The organism is Staphylococcus marylandisciuri, assembly GCF_025519785.1.
GTDB lineage: Bacteria > Bacillota > Bacilli > Staphylococcales > Staphylococcaceae > Staphylococcus > Staphylococcus marylandisciuri.
In genome coordinates this window covers 117,825-134,996 of the sequence record NZ_JAOPKZ010000004.1, presented here as the reverse complement: position 1 = coordinate 134,996, position 17,172 = coordinate 117,825, and the positions used below count along the sequence as shown (strand labels likewise).

Sequence of the window (17,172 nt, the reverse complement as noted above, 5' to 3'; positions counted from 1 at the left end):
AGATTTCTGTCCCGCTCCCGAATTGTAGCGTATCTACCCACAATACTGCTTGTAGGACGCCGTTAAGCAGTTTATCTAAGCACAGAAACTTTGTGTTTCAACCTCATTTAAAAAGCCCCAACGCTTATTAAATCTAACATAAGTTGGGACTTCTCTCATTTTATTCATTCAACTATACTAACGCATTTATAATCATATTAAAGATAGTAGCTAACCCTCTTTGAAATAACCCTAGAACAATTAGGGCTACTATAGAGGAGATATCAATCATACCTATTGGTGGAATGATACGACGAAATGGTTCTAAGTATGGCTCATATATTTTTGCCATAAATTGGCCCAAAGCATTCTCTCGCGCTCCAGGAAGCCATGAAAGTAAGAAATATATTAGCATACCAAACGAATATATACGCACTAATATTAATATGATTGAAAAAATACTATTTAATAGATGTATGTCCATAAATAAACCTCTATTCGCTGTGGAATTCTCCATTTTCAATTTGATCTGTTATCGTTCCAGCAACTTCCACGTTATCCGGTGTACATAAGAAAATATCTGATCCTACGCGTTGGATATCGCCGCCAATAGCATAGACAGTACCACTTAAGAAGTCAATTATTCTTTTAGCTGAAACCTTGTCAATACGTTGTAGATTAACTAACGTAGCACGGCGGTTTTTCAACTCATCAGCGATATCTTGAGTATCCGAGAATACACGTGGTTCAAATAAACACATCTTTGAACTCTCTTGCACGTATTGACCATCACTTTGATTGTTCATATTTACTACATTGTGTTGAGATTGATTCATTTGATACTTCCTTTCACCTTTATTAGATGACTGGTATCTAGACGATTGCTTTTTAGGTACGGATTGCAACGAACGTTGACGTTCATTTCTATTAGTTGAGGAGGGTTCAGTTGCTTGATTCTTTTCTTGCACAGGCTCTCTATGTTGCTCCTTTTGAGGGGGTGCTTCTAACTCCTCATCCTCTTCTTCCACAGTGAAAAATCCATTAAATAAATCCTTTAAAGCCAATTGCTTCACTCCTTATCTCCTACTAATTTAGTTCCTATTCTTACGTAAGAAGCACCTTCTTCGATAGCAAGTAAGTAGTCATTGCTCATACCCATTGAAAGTTCACTACAAGGCGCATGTTTCAAATTAAGTGATTGAATTTCATCACGTTTCTTTTTTAACTTTTCGAAAATTTGCTTGATATAAATCTCATCTTCTGTATATGGAGCCATGGTCATTAGACCTACTACCTTGATATTAGAGTAATCAGCTAAAGATTGAATAAATGATTTAACTTCGGTTAATTCAAGTCCATGTTTAGTGGATTCACCAGAAATATTAACCTGTACAAAACACTTAACTTGATGATCAGCACGCTTATCGATTTCTTTAGCTATCTTTAATCTATCAAGGGCGTGGTAATAGTCTATCTCACGGACAACTTCCTTTACTTTACGAGATTGAAGCGGTCCAATAAAGTGCATGATGGCGTCATCAGGCAAAGCCGCTTTCTTCTCTAAGAAGCCTTCGACGCGATTTTCACCGAAATGTCTAATACCAGCTGCATATGCTTCTTTAGCTCGGTCTATTGTAACATATTTTGTCACAGCAATCACGTTAGGCTGTGTCGACCTTTTAGCTTTTTGGCTTCTCTCGCTAATTTCTTTTTGAATTTGCTCGAGATTATACTTCACAGTCATGTTGGAAACCCTCCTATCTTTGACCTATATAAGCTAACATTCGTCCGGTATTTCCCTTTTCCACCCTGTATGAAAAGAAAAGAGAAAGATCTTCAGACGTTTCATATTGTGTGATATCAATTTGACTTCTATCGATGCCGTTCGCTTCTAATAACAAAGCATTAGCTTCCTTCAAATCGATACCATAACGGTTCTTACCTCTATAAAAAATATACCTTGAGCTATCAATATTTAATGCTTCAAATTGCTTTCTCACATCTTCATTTATTTCATAGGATGTAGAGGTAGCCGGCCCTATGACTATCCGTAAGTCTTTACGAGGAAAATTGACTTTCTTTAGCATTTCTACAACGATTTGACCCACTGTGCCTCTCCATCCCGCATGAGCTAAACCGATGTAATTATTCTTTTCACTATAGAAGTATATAGGTACGCAATCTGCATAGCACATGGTCAATAAGATGTCACGACTATATGAATACATACCATCGACACCGTGTAGTTGTTGTGAAAGTTCTATGATATTAGTCCCTCTATCACTTTGATCTACTTCCACTACTTTATTCTCATGAGTTTGAATTGGAAAGACCCAGTTCTCGCGAGACATTTGGATTATATTTGAAAGCGTTTCTTGGTGTGCATCAATATTACTGGGATCATCGTTGATATATCGTGCCATATTAAAAGCTCTTTCTGGATATGAGCTCAACCCATCTTCGCGCGTCGTTATTCCTAGAAAGGTATGTTGTAACTGTGGATTTTCATAATTTAAAATATGGTGATGCTTTATAAATTTTTCAGTCATTTTTCTTCACTATCCTACCTATAAATTGATTATAGTAAGCGCACTTGTAAAAAAAGAGTGGGACAGAATCTAAAATTTTGTACAAATTTCGACTCAGTGTCCCACCTTCAAAGGATAATACTTTCCATGTTAAAGATACTTTTATGCAGTACTTCTATAACTATGATCGCTGTGATCTTTTAAAGAAAGCCAAACACTTTATGATCTCAACTGCATGAGCATCTATAGTCAAATTCAGCCATCTAGAAGATTACAACCACTCATCATACTAGGAATGAAAAGCAATCTATGACGATGTCGTTGTTCAATATAGGAATTGTTAGCTGCCTTAACTCATTATTACTTTATAGCTAACAGGATTTAAAATATTGGTACCTAGGCGCTCTAGGTTAAGTATAGATACTAACAATCATAGTCATAGACCTTGAAATTAATTAACGTCTAGATCTTCTTGAACGTCTTTCTTCTCGATTTCTAATAAAGCTAGGAATATCGTCTTCTTTAGTAGAGTGACTTCTCGTTTCTGTAGTGTTCTCAACCCCACCCGCACTTTCTGTTGTACGCGTAGAGAATGAGCTTTCTTGACTACTGCTGGAAGCACTAGAACCAAATCCAGTGTTAGACGCTTTACGACCTTGTGAAGCAGGTTTATCTTCGAAGCCTGTAGCAATGACTGTGACAACAATTTCGTCTTGTAATTCTGGGTTGATAACCGTACCGAAGATCATGTTCACATCTTCATCCGCAGCATCTTGAACGATGTCAGCTGCTTCTTGAGCTTCGAATAGAGATAATGATTCTCCACCAGTAATATTCATTAACACACCTTGAGCGCCGACAATTGACGTTTCTAATAAAGGTGAAGAGATAGCTTTTTTCGCCGCTTCTACTGCACGGTTTTCACCTGAAGATACCCCAATTCCCATCAAGGCAGAACCTTGGTTAGACATAATTGTCTTAACGTCTGCAAAGTCGAGGTTCACTTCACCGGATACAGCGATTAAGTCAGAAATACCTTGAACACCTTGACGTAACACATTGTCAGCTTCCTTAAATGCTTCCATCATTGGTGTTGATTTATCAACTATATCTAATAAGCGATCATTTGGAATAACGATCAGAGTATCAACTGCTGACTTCATTGACTCTACGCCAGCAGCAGCTTGAGTTTGACGTTTACGTCCTTCAAAGCTAAATGGGCGTGTTACAACACCTACTGTTAAAGCACCCATTTCTTTAGCAATCTTAGCAACAACCGGAGCTGCACCAGTACCTGTGCCGCCACCCATACCTGCTGTTACGAAGACCATGTCAGCGCCTTGGATAGCATCTTCAATTTGCTCACGTGATTCTTCTGCAGCTTTCTTACCAATTTCTGGATTAGCACCTGCACCTAAACCACGTGTTAACTTTTCACCAATTTGAATTTTTGACTCAGCTTTAGATAAATTTAAAGCTTGTCCATCTGTATTAATAGAAATAAATTCTACATTATTCATACCATGATCAATCATTCGGTTAACGGCGTTGTTACCGCCACCCCCTACACCGATGACCTTTAACGTCGCTAAATGATTAAATCCTTGTTCAAATTCTAACATTGTATTTCCTCCTAAATTTAATGGCCGATCATTCAAATAGAGATTTCATCAATTTCTTAAATTTACTTTCTTCTTCTGGTTGTTCTTCATGTTGATCGTGTTTAGTTTGTTCTACAGTATGTGGTTCTTTAGCACTCGTCCGTGCTGACTTATCTTCATGATGTGCATCAGATTTACTTGTTTTCTTTTTAAACCAATCAAAACCACTTGTTTTTGAAGAATTCTCCTTATCATTAGCTTCTATCTCTTCTTCTTCAAATTCTTCACTATCATGATTACTAATTGTAACATAATCTAACAGCTCATCGAAAGTAATGCTGCTAGATATTGTTGAAATAGCTGAAGAGAATTCAGGCTTTCTAATGCCCATCTGTGAAGGTGTATGAATTCTAACTTTTTCATTAACCATATCTTGCAGTAATTCTTTTACACCTAGTAGGTTAGCTGAACCTCCTGTAACTATAAAGCCACCGTTCACTTTTGTTAAACCTAACTCTTGCAACACATCAAACACATTGAAGAATATCTCTTCCACACGTGCTTCAATGATATCTGCTAAATCTTTCTGAGTGTATTGAACCGTTTCTTCACTCTCTAATTGATTGACACTAAATACGTCTTGATCTGAGGCGGAATCAAAGAAAGCGTGACCATATTGGTGTTTAATCTTCTCAGCCGACTCATGGGTAGTATTTAATCCTTGAGCGATGTCATCAGTGATATCACGTCCGCCCATCTCAATAGCGTCAGCGTCGACAAGTTCACCGCGCTCATAGAAAGCAATCTGAGTTAAATCTTCGCCAATATCTATGATACAAGCTCCTAACTCTTTCTCAGTAGCCGTGAGAATTGGGCCGTAATTATAGGCGTCAGAATAGACATCTAACACATCAACACCACAAGATTCTACACATTTAATCATATTGATTAAGATTGAGCGCTCAATAGCAATCACGCCCGCCTCTACACGTAGAGCGTGTCTAGCCACTAATTCTTTCGGATCTGAGACTTCATTATCTCCATCCACATAAAACTTAATTGGGAAAGTATCAATGACTTCGGTGCCCTCAACATCATTCTTGTCACGAATGCCTTCTAGGACATCTTCAATATGCGCACCATTGAGTTCTGTATCTTCGTAAAATTCTATTTCATTTGTTTCGTCAAATACTTCTGTTTCAATAATTGGTAATTTCAAGAATACTTCTTTAATATCAACACCTGAAGCAATTGACGCTTTCTTTATAGTGTCTTTAATCGCTTGTTGAGCGATATCAAAGTCGTCTATCAATCCATTTTTAATTCCACTCGTATAGGTTTGTCCCGTACCTATCACATTTATTCCATTATGAAATTTTTCGCCTACTATTGCTTTTATACTCGATGAACCTATATCTATACTTACATAATAATGTTCCTCCATAGATAGGCACCTCCTGACCATAACTTTTCAAATTTACACTACATTCAGTTTACAATACGTAATGTACCTTGTGAACTATAAACACATCCGTTTAACTAATTTTTTTAATTATTTTTTTCTTTACCTTTATCTTTGTTTTTATCAATCTTATTCAAAGTGTTTTGAAGTTCATCTTTAGCTTTATCCTCATGATCAGAACCTTCTTTAACGTTCTTTTCACTATTTGATTGATCACTAGTATTTTCACTGTACGGTACGAAAGCTGCTCCCACAGTCAGATCGATATAACCTGAACGTTTGAGGTTACCACTTTCATCACGTTCAAGAGACTCCGACATTTGAGGATAGTATTTCATCTTACTCGCGATAGTGCGAATATTTCCCAATACTTGGATATCGTCTGACGTGTAAAGTTTGATTTGATTTACATTACCTTTTTCAGGTTGGTAACTAATTTCTGAAATTGACGACCGAACATCCTTAGGTATCTTACTGAGTTCGCTAATCATATATTTTTCTTTTTCTTTGTTGAAATTAGTGAGCACTGGCCCATTATCTTCGCCGGCGTCGTCTTTATCTAATACTTTACCATTCTCTAATATAGGTACATAATTATCTTTTCTCTTAACCAAGCCTACAATTTGATATTCAGCTACTTTAACTGCAAGACTGTTAGGAAACTGTTTATGCACAGAGGCACGTTTAATCATAGTTTTATCCTCTAACTTCTTCTCAGCTTTACCCGTACTAAAAGTGTACATACGAGAGTGAGACGTAACATTGACAGTTTGACGTATCTCTTTGGTTGAAATATTATCATTGCCTGAAATATAAACATGCTTTACTTTGCTTAAAGGCGTAAACATATACAGTAATATCAATATGATGATTAAGAGTAATATACCAAACCCAACTACTTGTATACGTCTTCTTTGTCGTCGTCTTGCAATACGTTTTGCTTTCAGATACTTAGAGTCAAACTTGCTTACGTTCTCTGCCAAATTATTTCACATCCTTTAAAAATGGGGTAAATGTGAACGGAAGCGATCAATAAATTTTTGACCCCGTTCTTCAAAGGTATTATATTGATCCCAGCTTGCACATGCTGGCGAAAGAAGTACAATATCGTTCGGTTCGATAACTTCTTGTGCCTTATCAACTGCATCTTCTACATCAGTAGCTCGAATAACGTATTTCCCTTGACTTGAACCTAACTTAACAAATTTATCTTGCGTTTCTCCAAAAGTTATCATCACGCGAACATTATTCATATATGGCGCTAATTCATCAAATGAATTTCCTCGATCTAGCCCACCACATAACCAAATAATGGGTTGCTCGAATGAGTTTAAAGCAAATTGAGTAGCTAATGTATTAGTTGCCTTAGAATCATTATAGTACTTATTCGTCTTATTAGCTCCTACATACTGCAGGCGATGTTCTATACCAGAGAAAGTGATTAAGCTATCAATGATAGCTCTTACTGGAACACCCGCAAGTAATGATGCTAACACTGCAGCTAAGACATTCTCTAAATTATGTTCTCCTGGTAACACTACATCATCTACGTGAATAATTCTAAACCCTTGAAAAACAATGTAGTTATCCTGAATATAAATACCATCTACTTCTTGCTGTGTCGAGAAGTAATATGTACGCGCTTTTAATGATTCGGATTCAATTAAATGACGTTGATGGTAATTGCAAATTAAATAATCATTTTCTGTTTGATTTTTATAAATATTCTTTTTGGCATTTTGATAATTCTCTAATGTTTCGTGATAGTCGAGATGTGCTGAATAGATATTAGTGATAATAGCGATGTGAGGGCGATATTGCTCGATGCCTAATAATTGGAACGACGAAAGTTCAGTAATCATGTAATCATCTGAACTTACTTCTTGAGCTACTTTTGAAGCTACAAACCCGATATTACCTGATAAACGCCCTACTTCACGACTCTTTTGAAACATATCACCTATAAGTGAAGTTACAGTAGTCTTCCCATTAGTACCTGTGACACCGATGATAGGTGCTTCAGAAACAAGATAACTTAATTCTACCTCTGTTAGTATTTTCAATCCTCTATTAACCGCTTCCACTAAAATAGGTACTGAGTACGGAATACCTGGATTTTTGATAATTATAGGATCTCGATCAAGTAAGGATAAGGGATGATGACCCCCTACAATTTCTATGCCCATGTCTTCTAGATCTTTCGCATGTGAATCTTGGCTTAAATCCTTACCATCATTAACGACGACTTTAGCACCTAATTTATTAAGTAGCTTCGCCGCTTCATATCCGCTTTTGGCTAACCCTATTACAAGTACATTCTTATCTTTTAAACCTGTATAACTCAACATTTATATTAGTGCACTCCAATCCATAAACCAATTAAACCAGCTACAAGGCCTACAGTCCAAAACACAGTAACGACTTTTCGTTCATTCCAACCACATAATTCGAAGTGGTGATGTAACGGTGACATTCTAAATATTCTTCTACCCGTTAGTTTATATGAGGTCACTTGCATCATTACTGATAGCGTCTCTGCAACGAAGACTAAACCTATAAATAAGAGAGATATCTCAGCATTTAAAAGTATGGAGATCGTCGCAAATATACCGCCCAGTGCCAAACTACCTGTGTCTCCCATAAAGACTTTAGCTGGATTAAGATTAAATGGTAAAAAGCCTGCTAGAGCGCATATCATGATGATACAGAAGACACCAATAGCTGCTTGCCCTAATAGAAAAGCCATGATTGCATACATGACGAAACCTATAATAGATAACCCTGTAGCTAAACCATCGAGACCGTCCGTAAGATTGACGGCATTCGAAAAACCAACTTGCCAGAAGATAATAAAAATTACATACACAACAGATAATGGGAGATCAAAGTGTGTAAACGGTATGTGAATACCTGTAGAGAAATCAGCAAGGTTAAAGGCGTAACTCAAAATAAAGAAGATGACTGCTATAGCTATTTGAGCTAAGAACTTCTGTTTAGACGTGAGCCCTTGATTATTCTTCTTTACCACAATTATATAATCATCTATGAAACCTATTAATCCAAACCCAATTGTCACAAACAATAACAGGATGAGTTCGTTTTGATAGTCTGTAAATATAATTCCTACAATTGTAGTTACAATTATACTTATGAGGAAAGTCAAGCCCCCCATCGTAGGGGTACCTGTCTTCTTCATATGACTTTGAGGCCCTTCTTCACGAATGCTTTGCCCAAATTTCATCCTCTTTAAGGTTGGAATGAGTAAAGGCACCAATATAAATGTTATAAGAAATGCACTAATTGCTAATAAATAAACCATATTATCCTCCTTGAATCTGGGAACAACCTTAATTGAACACCGTAATCACCTTATTGAGACAATTTATTACACAAGCTGAGAAAAATTGTCGCTCTATGTTAGCGAAAACTCCCATTATATTGGATTACAATTTCAAACTCTCATGAATATCTCTAAAGGAGCTAAATGCTACCGGAGCTCATGATTAACCTCACACTTGTGAACTAACCGTCTGTTTCAACTAAGAACCTTTCTAAAATTGTATAACGATAGTTGGCTATAATTTAAATTGAGAACGCACTAGTAAACGTCTGTATTACCTTAAGTGGATTTGTCCTTATGTTTAGAAGCATTTTTCTTATCTTTTTTATCCTTTTCTTCTTTTTGTTTACCACTTAAATCTTGCTTCTCATTATTTTCGGTTCCTTCTATTTCATTTGCAGATAATTGCACTGTAACTTTGTCTTTCTTACCAACACTTTCACCCTGTTTAACAGATTGATCACTAACGTAACCACTACCTTTGATATCAACTTTAATATGAGTTAATCGTTCGAAGGCTACGACCTCTTCTTTAGACCAACCGCTCATGTCTGGCACTGTGACATCTCCGTCGGTTAATAGCAACACTCTACTATTCGGAAGTAATGATTTATTGGCCGCTACAGATTGCTTAGTAACTTTTTTACCGCTACCTATAACTTCAGCTTTTAGCGATTTGGATTCAATACTATCTTTAGCATCATCAAGAGACTTGCCTTCTACTTGAGGAACTTTACTATATTTTACGTCAGACTTATCTTTAGAGTTCTTATCAGTAACATTTAGGTATTTAAGCGTATTCTCCATTATAGGTTTAAATGCTTTACTTACACCCATTTCATAAGCCTCTTGGTCATTTTTCTGCGCTAAACTCATTCCGGCGTAAACGATGACTTGAGGGTCTTTCTTTGGTGCTGCTCCAATAAAGCTAACGAAATAAGGATTATCGCCAGTTTCATATCCTCCATTCTTACTTGCCACTTGCGCTGTACCAGTCTTACCTTCCAAACTATAGCCTTTCAGACGATAGTTCTGAGCATGGCTCTTTTCACTATTAACCACCTTATCGAGTTCAGTACGGACTTTTTTAGTCGTTTCTTTAGTCACGGGCTTGCCATTGTACTCTGTCTTTCCTTTATAAAAGGTATCTTTAGTAGAAGGATTATTGATGCTACTCACATACCAGGGTTTAACCATATTTCCGTCATGATAAAACGCTGAATGTGCTTGAAGCATCTGTATAGGCGTAACTGTAGTGGATTGACCAAATGCTGAAGTCTTTTGTTGCGCTTCGTTGTCCCAAGCTATACCACCTTTAGCTTCACTGTCGAATAATCCGTTGGTTGGTTTGCCAAAACCAAACTTTTCATACCACGTCTTCATCTTGTCAGCGCCTACTAAATCTTGAAGGTGCATCATCAGAGTGTTGGATGAGTATGTAAAGCCTAATGTCATCGGAATCTTGCCCCAACCAACTTTATTCCAGTCAGATATTCGTGAACCCATAATATCTCTATGACCTGATTTGTATTTTTCATTCGGCTTAAACTTTCCTTCTTGAATAGCAGCTGCTAAACCATAAGTTTTAAACGTAGAACCAGGCTCATAAGTATTTTGATAAAGGTCATTTGCCCATTTCTTACCGAAGTCTTTTCCAGTTTCTGGATTGAAAGTTGGTCGCTGACTGTAACCTAGTATTTCACCCGTTTTTGCATCCATCACGACTGCAAACAAGTCTTTCGGCTTAAAGTGATCAACCATTTCATCAAGGGCACGTTCCACGAAAACTTGAATGTTTGAATCTAATGTGAGATGAACATCATCACCGCGTTTGGGCATTTTCTCTTTTTTACTATTCGGTGCGATATAGCCCCAAATATCACTAATATATGACAATGAACCTTTCGTTCCTGATAGATAACTATCGAAGATTTTTTCTACTCCCATTGCGCCTTTAAGGTTACCAGTATCTGGGTCTTTTTGAGCTAGTCCAATCAAATGGGAGGCGAAGTTACCGTTAGGATATGAGCGTTCAGTTTCAGGATAGAGTGCTATTCCAGGTAAGTGCATTTTCTCTATTTTCTCTTTTTCTTTATAAGTCAAATTGGTTCCTTTTTGCCCAAATTCAACTTGGAATGCTTTTTTGTTGTCTAATTTGTTCTCAATGTCCTTTGCTGACATATCAAGTACAGAAGATAATTTTTTAGCAGTCTTCTTTTTATCTACCACGTGTTTGGGTTTATCGCTGTCTTTACTAGCTGCTTTATCAATTACAGCTACTAATTTATAGCGCTCGACATCTTCTGCTAGTATCTTTCCATTTCGATCATAAATTTTTCCGCGTTCGGGTTGTTGCGTCTTCTCAGCTAAGTACTTTTGATTCGCTTTTAATATAAGATCCTGGCCAGAAGAATGTCCAGTAAGCATGATATATGTAAATCTTAAAGCTAACGTAAAAAAGAGCAGTCCGAATCCAAGAGTGAGTAGGACTGCCCCTATTTTATTTTTTTTTATTTTAAAAAGAGGTTTTTTTAGTCTAATTTTTCGCTTCGCCATTATTACGCACTACCTTTACATTGTCGTTCTTAAGGCTCATTCCTTGTTCTTTAGCCTTATCGTAAATGCGCTGATATGAGGAGTTTTTCTTGATTTCTGATTCGATAGCACTATTTTCACTTGCTTGTTTTTCTATTTTATGATCTAGATCTGCTATTTTACCATGAGTGTCGTACGCATCCATTTTTAAAGATAGCATATAAATACTTACGAAGGCAATTACAGTTATCAAACCTATGTATAACATTTTTTCAAATTTAGTTAGTTTAACTATGACCTTACGTTTAACAGACTGATCTGCCTTTTTATTAGGTTCTGGTTGCTGTTCAGGTACGTGTTGTGCAGTATTGTATGGTTCATAAATTTTTTCTACAGCCATCGTTATAATTCCACTCCTTATTTTAGTATTTCTGCAACGCGTAACTTAGCACTGCGCGCTCTGTTATTCTCTTCTACATCTTCGTCGGTCGCGACGATTGGCTTGCGATTAACTCTTTTTAATTTAGGTGTGTAAGCTTCAGGTAACATCGGTACGCCTCTTGGTACTTCAGGACCTTTCTCATACTCCTGAAACATCTGTTTACACAATCGGTCTTCTAAGGAATGGAAAGATATTACTGATATTCTTCCATTAACACGGATCAACTCAATTGCTTGTTTAAGCGATTCTTCAAATGCAGAAAGCTCGTCATTAACAGCGATTCTTATTGCTTGAAAGACTCTTTTAGCAGGATGTCCACCTTTACGCCGTGCCTTAGCAGGAATCCCTTCCTTTATAACATCAACGAGTTCCAAAGTAGTTTCGATGGGTTGCTTAGCGCGATGTTGTTCAATACGTCTAGCAATTTGCTTTGCAAACTTTTCTTCACCATAGCGATTGAAAATCCGCACAAGTTCTTGAAAAGTCCAATCATTTACTACATCATAAGCCGTTAACTCTTGAGTCTGATCCATACGCATATCTAACTTTGCATCATGATGATAACTAAAGCCGCGTTCAGGTACATCTAACTGCGGACTTGAAACGCCGAGATCGTAATATATACCATCGACTTTCTCTATATTTAAATCATTCAAAATTTCTGTTAATTCACTAAAATTACTATGTATAAAAGTAACTTTGCTTAAGTGATCTTTAAGCACATCTTTCGCGTTATCTAAAGCAGTTTGGTCTTTATCTATAGCGATTAGATGCCCTTTATCACTAAGTTGTTGTACTAAATAGAGTGCATGTCCTGCTCCGCCAAGCGTACAGTCAACATACGTACCATCTTGTTTTACGTTAAGTTCGTCAATGGTTTCTTTTAACATGACGCTGACGTGATGAAACACACAAATACCTCCATTTAAAATTCAAAGTCAATTAAATCTTCAGCAATATCCTCGAAACTCTCTTCAGATTCTTCATAGAAGTTGTTCCAAGTTTCGCGATCCCAAATCTCAATGCGATTTGAAACCCCAATTACTGTACATTCCTTACTTAAATTAGCGTATTGTCGTAAGTTTGACGGAATATTGATACGTCCTTGTTTGTCTAACTCTACTTCGATAGCGCCAGAGAAGAACATACGCATGAATTTACGTGCGTCTTTTTTCGTCATAGGTAAGGTTTTCATCTTCTCCTCTATCGTTTGCCATTCTTCAAGTGTATAACCAAACAAGCATTTATCGAGGCCTCTAGTGATAATAAAACGTTCATTTAAATCGTAACGAAACTTAGAAGGAACGATCATACGACCCTTCGTATCAAGTTGGTGCTCGTACTCTCCCATGAACATTTTATTTCACCTCACCTTCTATATATATAATTTACCACATCTCCCCACTATCCTCCACTATTTATACAACATTTACCTCATTTCTTTATTTTGCATAAAAAAATACCCGATTTGATTCGACGTCAAATCGGGTAAAACGCTGTGGCTCTAAGGTTTTACAAGGATATGTTTGAATGTGTAATCAAGTGGTGGAAAAGTGGAGCGACTGAACACATCTGTCCCAAATTCGTTCATAATTTGTAACGGATTCCATATTCTCTCTTGTAAACCACCCATAGGATGGAGTACAGATTCAATCTCACGGAAGTGTTTCATGCTTATATCGTTTTCTCGTTCAATATTTAATAGATATCTTTGTAGTAAATACTCGTATTGTTTTTGATGTATTTCATTATTTTTGTCTACTAGCAATTCATTATCGTTATTACCTTTAACTTCAAGCTTAAGTAACTTATAGAGTTCTGATTGTCGCTTTTGCATATGCTCTACTTGTTGTATAAATGAACTTGAAGCTTTACTTCGAATAAATTCCGACTTGTACTTTTCCAAACCACCTTCAATTGCGGTGCTTGTATCTACTTGGTATCGAGAAAGTAACTTTTCTGTGCGTGCGTTGAGATAACTTATTCTAAGTCTAGGTAAGACTATCGGCATTTCAATTTCTAATACTTTAAAGATTTGATTCAATTCAGCCCAATACTTAATTTCACTAGGACCGCCTATAAAAGCAATAGTATTAAAAAGCCATTCTTGCATCAGTGGCCGTGTTACCACATTATTTGAAAACCTTTCAGGTTCATTATCAATTAAGCTAACTAGTTCATCATACGTATAGTATTTATTTGATTTAGAGGTTTTGTAACTACCTTCTTCGAAAGTCAATAATTCTCTGACTTCATCCTCTTCGATAAACAGATGGACATTTGATTCTGTTTGAATCATCTTTTTTAACCCTTGATGTTCTACATCTGTTTGAGCTTGTTTGAACGCTTGATCAATTGATTGATGGTTGTACAGTAAAGATTTTAAAAATGATTTTTCATACTCACGAAGTGGTTTGAATTGAGCATCAATGATTAATAGACCATATTCTTTAAAAACTTGATGAATCAATGCTCGAAACATATCCGACCAATTATCATTGGTCATTATAATTTCTTCACACATTTCTATTAATGGCTTAGTATGCTCAGTCTCAGGTAGCTCTTTAAAGAAATCACGCACTGCTACTTTAAGATCGCTCTTACTAGGATGATAATGAGTAACACTATTTTGCGGCGGCTTTAAAGTATGATATTTAACTTTATTCAAGTTCGCCTCTCCTTGGTTGTATGCAAACGTGTGATTTACTTCATCAAAATCATGATCTTCACCAGCTATCCAAAAGACGGGGACAATTTGTTCACTAAATTTGTCTTTAAGAGAACGTGCTAAAGTTATAATAGAAAAGATTTTATGAAAAGAGTAAAGCGGGCCGCCCAGTAATCCAGCTTGCTGACCTCCAATAACAACTTTCGCCCCATGGCTCAGCGCTTTTAAGTTATCTAATTGCTCAGAGGATAAATCTAAACCTGCCATATATTGTTGAATAATTTCAGAAACCCCTTGTTCTCTTCCATTATTTGAACTATTCATTTTTAATTGATAGCTTTCAGAATCCATCGCATCATATTCGAAAAATTGTGTTAGAACTGTATCGCTGTCTTCTATATTTTTAATAAATTGATCATCATGACTTAACTCAATCGTCTTACTGTGCATTCCCATTCTCCTTAGTCATTTCATTCTATTACAGTATAAAGATTATATTGCCTGATGACAATTATACGGCTTACTATATAAAGAGAAGAAAAAACTAATATTTAATATGCAGATAGCGAGTAAACTCAACTATTCAATCCCATCCATTGATCCTATTTAACAAAGAGGCAGAAGAAAAGGGAGCGGGACAGAAATCTAATTTGAACAAAAAGATTTCGTCGTCCCGCCCCGGCAAGGATGACTAGAATTGAAAAAAGCTTGATACAAGCGCGTTTTCAAATCAGCCATCTACTGCCAAGATGTTGAAAGAGGGAGCGGGACAGAAATCTAATTTGAATAAAAAGATTTCGTAGTCCCGCCCCGGCAAGGATGACTAGAATTGAAAAAAGCTTGATACAAGCGCGTTTTCAAATCAGTCATCTACTGCCAAGATGTTGAAGGGAGCGGGACAGAAATCTAATTTGAATAAAAAGATTTCGTAGTCCCGCCCCGGCAAGGATGACTAGAATTGAAAAAAGCTTGATACAAGCGCGTTTTCAAATCAGTCATCTACTGCCAAGGCTGAAAGAGGCTCGGATTTATGTCCTAGCCTCTCTCTCTAGTCAAAGACCTTTTTGTCCCAGCCTCTTTCTTTCTAGTTAAAGACCATTATGTCCCAGCCTCTTTCTTTCTAGTTAAAGACCATTATGTCCCAGCCTCTAGTTTTCAATAACCAGTCCTATTTGACAAAAAGCCAAAAAAAATACAAGGTCAACGTGTCAGAAAATTATTTTCTTGACACATATTTGACACTTGCAATCGGTAAACGTTGTCATATCAACGTTGTTTAACGTCCTGGGAGGGATTCGAACCCCCGACCGATGGCTTAGAAGGCCATTGCTCTATCCAGCTGAGCTACCAGGACATAACTATTTTTAACACAATATCAATTATAACTAACTGCTTTAAAGAAAGCAATACGTGTATTGTTGAATTTTAAAAAGATTTTTCACTAAATTAGGCTATTTGCAACGTAATATTAAATATGCCCTATATTATTTAATAGTGTCTTTTACCTATTAACTATATAAATTGCTTTCCTCTATCGTATTAAACAGTTTATCATTAAGAGGACAAATGGGAGCGGGACAGAAATCTAATTTGAATAAAAAGATTCCTGTCCCGCTCCCTGAAATTAAAATATTTGTTATATTATAGCTTTTAAATTAGTTATTAGGTGCCCACAGAAGTACATCGTTGCCTTCTTGATTCTGTTCCCCTGTATCTTCAAAACCATGTTTAAGGAAGAAGTCTTTCGAACGATTGCGTGCGATAACTTTAATTGGTAGACCTTGATCTTTGGCAAAATTAAGAAGTTGTTCACCGTAACCTCTACCTTGGAAAGATTTTAATACTTCTAATTTCCATAACACAAGATAGTCATCATATTTAGGGAAATAAGTTTCCTCGACTTCGCCTTTGCGATAGAGAGCCATTCGTGCTCCTAAACGATCACCTACGTAGATACCATAGAAAGGCGAGACTGAGCTTGCGTCAATCATCTCGCCACGCAATTCGTCTACCATAAATAAATCTTTATTTCCAAAGTTACGGAACTCTTCGAAAAGTTCGTCGGTTTTATAATTGATATCGAGACGCTTTACGTCACTCATTATGTACCCCCACCTTTAGTTTATTTAGTACTATTATACATGATTATGTTCAGTATTGACAAAATATTGTTGTTGTTTGTAGATAATGTGACGAGTTTCTTCATTAATATAGGATGGAGGTATATGGTTTCTATATCCTAAAAAACGAATTTACTATTTCTCAAAAGCAGGATGTTCAACAGAGTCGCTCAAATCCTAAACGCTTTAGTCTAGCCTTCTTTTTTAAACTAAAAAATCCCGCCTCCGAAGAGGCGGGTAGAAAGTGTGTAGACATAACACCTTCATACACCTAACTGTTCATTAAATGTAGGTATTAAACCTACTATTTAATTATATCATATTGTTTAGTAAAAACACACTAAAAATTTCTAACTCGCCTCTACGTATATATAGAATATGAGTTTGAATAGAATAACCCCGGGGAGCGGGACAGAAATATAATTTGAATAAAAAGATTTCGTAGTCCCGCTCCCTTTCTCTCTAATTAAAAACCTTTATGTCCCATCCTCATATTG

Annotated in this window: 15 protein-coding genes and 1 tRNA gene; all 16 read right to left on the bottom strand. The window is 36.5% G+C overall.

Annotation, left to right across the window (positions count from 1 at the left end; translation table 11 throughout):
* Positions 1–172 precede the first annotated feature (172 nt).
* A complete protein-coding gene (locus N9R04_RS03365; RefSeq protein ID WP_262855091.1) occupies positions 173–463 on the bottom strand; it encodes a YggT family protein in 291 nt (96 codons plus the stop codon).
* A gap of 10 nt (positions 464–473) precedes the next feature.
* On the bottom strand, positions 474–1,043 hold the full coding sequence (locus N9R04_RS03360; protein ID WP_262855090.1) for a cell division protein SepF: 570 nt from the start codon (positions 1,041–1,043) through the stop codon (positions 474–476).
* A 5-nt stretch (positions 1,044–1,048) separates the two neighbouring features.
* Complete coding sequence (locus N9R04_RS03355; RefSeq protein WP_262855089.1) at positions 1,049–1,723, bottom strand: YggS family pyridoxal phosphate-dependent enzyme; 675 nt, start codon at positions 1,721–1,723, stop codon at positions 1,049–1,051.
* 13 nt (positions 1,724–1,736) lie between these two features.
* Positions 1,737–2,528, bottom strand: a complete 792-nt coding sequence (gene pgeF / locus N9R04_RS03350; protein WP_262855088.1) for a peptidoglycan editing factor PgeF — start codon at positions 2,526–2,528, stop codon at positions 1,737–1,739.
* A 434-nt stretch (positions 2,529–2,962) separates the two neighbouring features.
* Positions 2,963–4,129: a cell division protein FtsZ gene (gene ftsZ, locus N9R04_RS03345; protein WP_262855087.1), complete on the bottom strand. Its 1,167-nt coding sequence runs from the start codon at positions 4,127–4,129 to the stop codon at positions 2,963–2,965.
* 28 nt (positions 4,130–4,157) lie between these two features.
* The gene (gene ftsA / locus N9R04_RS03340; protein WP_262855086.1) at positions 4,158–5,552 is read right to left on the bottom strand and encodes a cell division protein FtsA; all 1,395 of its coding nucleotides are present in this window, start codon (positions 5,550–5,552) and stop codon (positions 4,158–4,160) included.
* A 104-nt stretch (positions 5,553–5,656) separates the two neighbouring features.
* Entirely contained in the window at positions 5,657–6,553 is an 897-nt protein-coding gene (locus tag N9R04_RS03335) for a cell division protein FtsQ/DivIB (protein WP_262855085.1), read from the bottom strand.
* 15 nt (positions 6,554–6,568) lie between these two features.
* Positions 6,569–7,918 (bottom strand): UDP-N-acetylmuramoyl-L-alanine--D-glutamate ligase, encoded by a 1,350-nt coding sequence (gene murD, locus N9R04_RS03330; protein WP_262855084.1) that lies wholly within the window; start codon positions 7,916–7,918, stop codon positions 6,569–6,571.
* A gap of 5 nt (positions 7,919–7,923) precedes the next feature.
* A complete protein-coding gene (mraY, locus tag N9R04_RS03325) occupies positions 7,924–8,889 on the bottom strand; it encodes a phospho-N-acetylmuramoyl-pentapeptide-transferase (RefSeq protein WP_262855083.1) in 966 nt (321 codons plus the stop codon).
* Between the two features lie 300 nt (positions 8,890–9,189).
* Complete coding sequence (locus N9R04_RS03320) at positions 9,190–11,466, bottom strand: penicillin-binding protein (protein ID WP_262855082.1); 2,277 nt, start codon at positions 11,464–11,466, stop codon at positions 9,190–9,192.
* Positions 11,447–11,845 carry a cell division protein FtsL gene (ftsL, locus tag N9R04_RS03315; protein ID WP_262855081.1) on the bottom strand — a complete coding sequence of 133 codons (399 nt, stop codon included), beginning with the start codon at positions 11,843–11,845 and terminating at the stop codon, positions 11,447–11,449. The genes N9R04_RS03320 and ftsL overlap by 20 nt, the downstream gene beginning before the upstream one ends.
* A 17-nt stretch (positions 11,846–11,862) precedes the next feature.
* Positions 11,863–12,798 (bottom strand): 16S rRNA (cytosine(1402)-N(4))-methyltransferase RsmH, encoded by a 936-nt coding sequence (gene rsmH / locus N9R04_RS03310; RefSeq protein ID WP_262855080.1) that lies wholly within the window; start codon positions 12,796–12,798, stop codon positions 11,863–11,865.
* Between the two features lie 14 nt (positions 12,799–12,812).
* Positions 12,813–13,244, bottom strand: a complete 432-nt coding sequence (mraZ, locus tag N9R04_RS03305; RefSeq protein ID WP_262855079.1) for a division/cell wall cluster transcriptional repressor MraZ — start codon at positions 13,242–13,244, stop codon at positions 12,813–12,815.
* A gap of 147 nt (positions 13,245–13,391) precedes the next feature.
* Positions 13,392–15,005, bottom strand: coding sequence for a bacillithiol biosynthesis cysteine-adding enzyme BshC (bshC, locus tag N9R04_RS03300; RefSeq protein ID WP_262855078.1), 1,614 nt, complete (start codon positions 15,003–15,005; stop codon positions 13,392–13,394).
* An 830-nt stretch (positions 15,006–15,835) separates the two neighbouring features.
* Positions 15,836–15,909: transfer RNA gene (locus tag N9R04_RS03295), tRNA-Arg, on the bottom strand.
* A gap of 301 nt (positions 15,910–16,210) precedes the next feature.
* The gene (locus N9R04_RS03290; RefSeq protein WP_262855077.1) at positions 16,211–16,657 is read right to left on the bottom strand and encodes an N-acetyltransferase; all 447 of its coding nucleotides are present in this window, start codon (positions 16,655–16,657) and stop codon (positions 16,211–16,213) included.
* Positions 16,658–17,172: the final 515 nt, after the last annotated feature.

Excerpts from the sequence above, each read along its gene's own strand:
- N9R04_RS03365 (WP_262855091.1), bottom strand. The coding sequence starts at position 463 with ATGGACATACATCTATTAAATAGTATTTTTTCAATCATATTAATATTA.
- N9R04_RS03355 (WP_262855089.1), bottom strand. The coding sequence starts at position 1,723 with ATGACTGTGAAGTATAATCTCGAGCAAATTCAAAAAGAAATTAGCGAG.
- pgeF (WP_262855088.1), bottom strand. The coding sequence starts at position 2,528 with ATGACTGAAAAATTTATAAAGCATCACCATATTTTAAATTATGAAAAT.
- ftsZ (WP_262855087.1), bottom strand. The coding sequence starts at position 4,129 with ATGTTAGAATTTGAACAAGGATTTAATCATTTAGCGACGTTAAAGGTC.
- ftsA (WP_262855086.1), bottom strand. The coding sequence starts at position 5,552 with ATGGAGGAACATTATTATGTAAGTATAGATATAGGTTCATCGAGTATA.
- murD (WP_262855084.1), bottom strand. The coding sequence starts at position 7,918 with ATGTTGAGTTATACAGGTTTAAAAGATAAGAATGTACTTGTAATAGGG.
- mraY (WP_262855083.1), bottom strand. The coding sequence starts at position 8,889 with ATGGTTTATTTATTAGCAATTAGTGCATTTCTTATAACATTTATATTG.
- N9R04_RS03320 (WP_262855082.1), bottom strand. The coding sequence starts at position 11,466 with ATGGCGAAGCGAAAAATTAGACTAAAAAAACCTCTTTTTAAAATAAAA.
- ftsL (WP_262855081.1), bottom strand. The coding sequence starts at position 11,845 with ATGGCTGTAGAAAAAATTTATGAACCATACAATACTGCACAACACGTA.
- mraZ (WP_262855079.1), bottom strand. The coding sequence starts at position 13,244 with ATGTTCATGGGAGAGTACGAGCACCAACTTGATACGAAGGGTCGTATG.
- bshC (WP_262855078.1), bottom strand. The coding sequence starts at position 15,005 with ATGCACAGTAAGACGATTGAGTTAAGTCATGATGATCAATTTATTAAA.
- N9R04_RS03290 (WP_262855077.1), bottom strand. The coding sequence starts at position 16,657 with ATGAGTGACGTAAAGCGTCTCGATATCAATTATAAAACCGACGAACTT.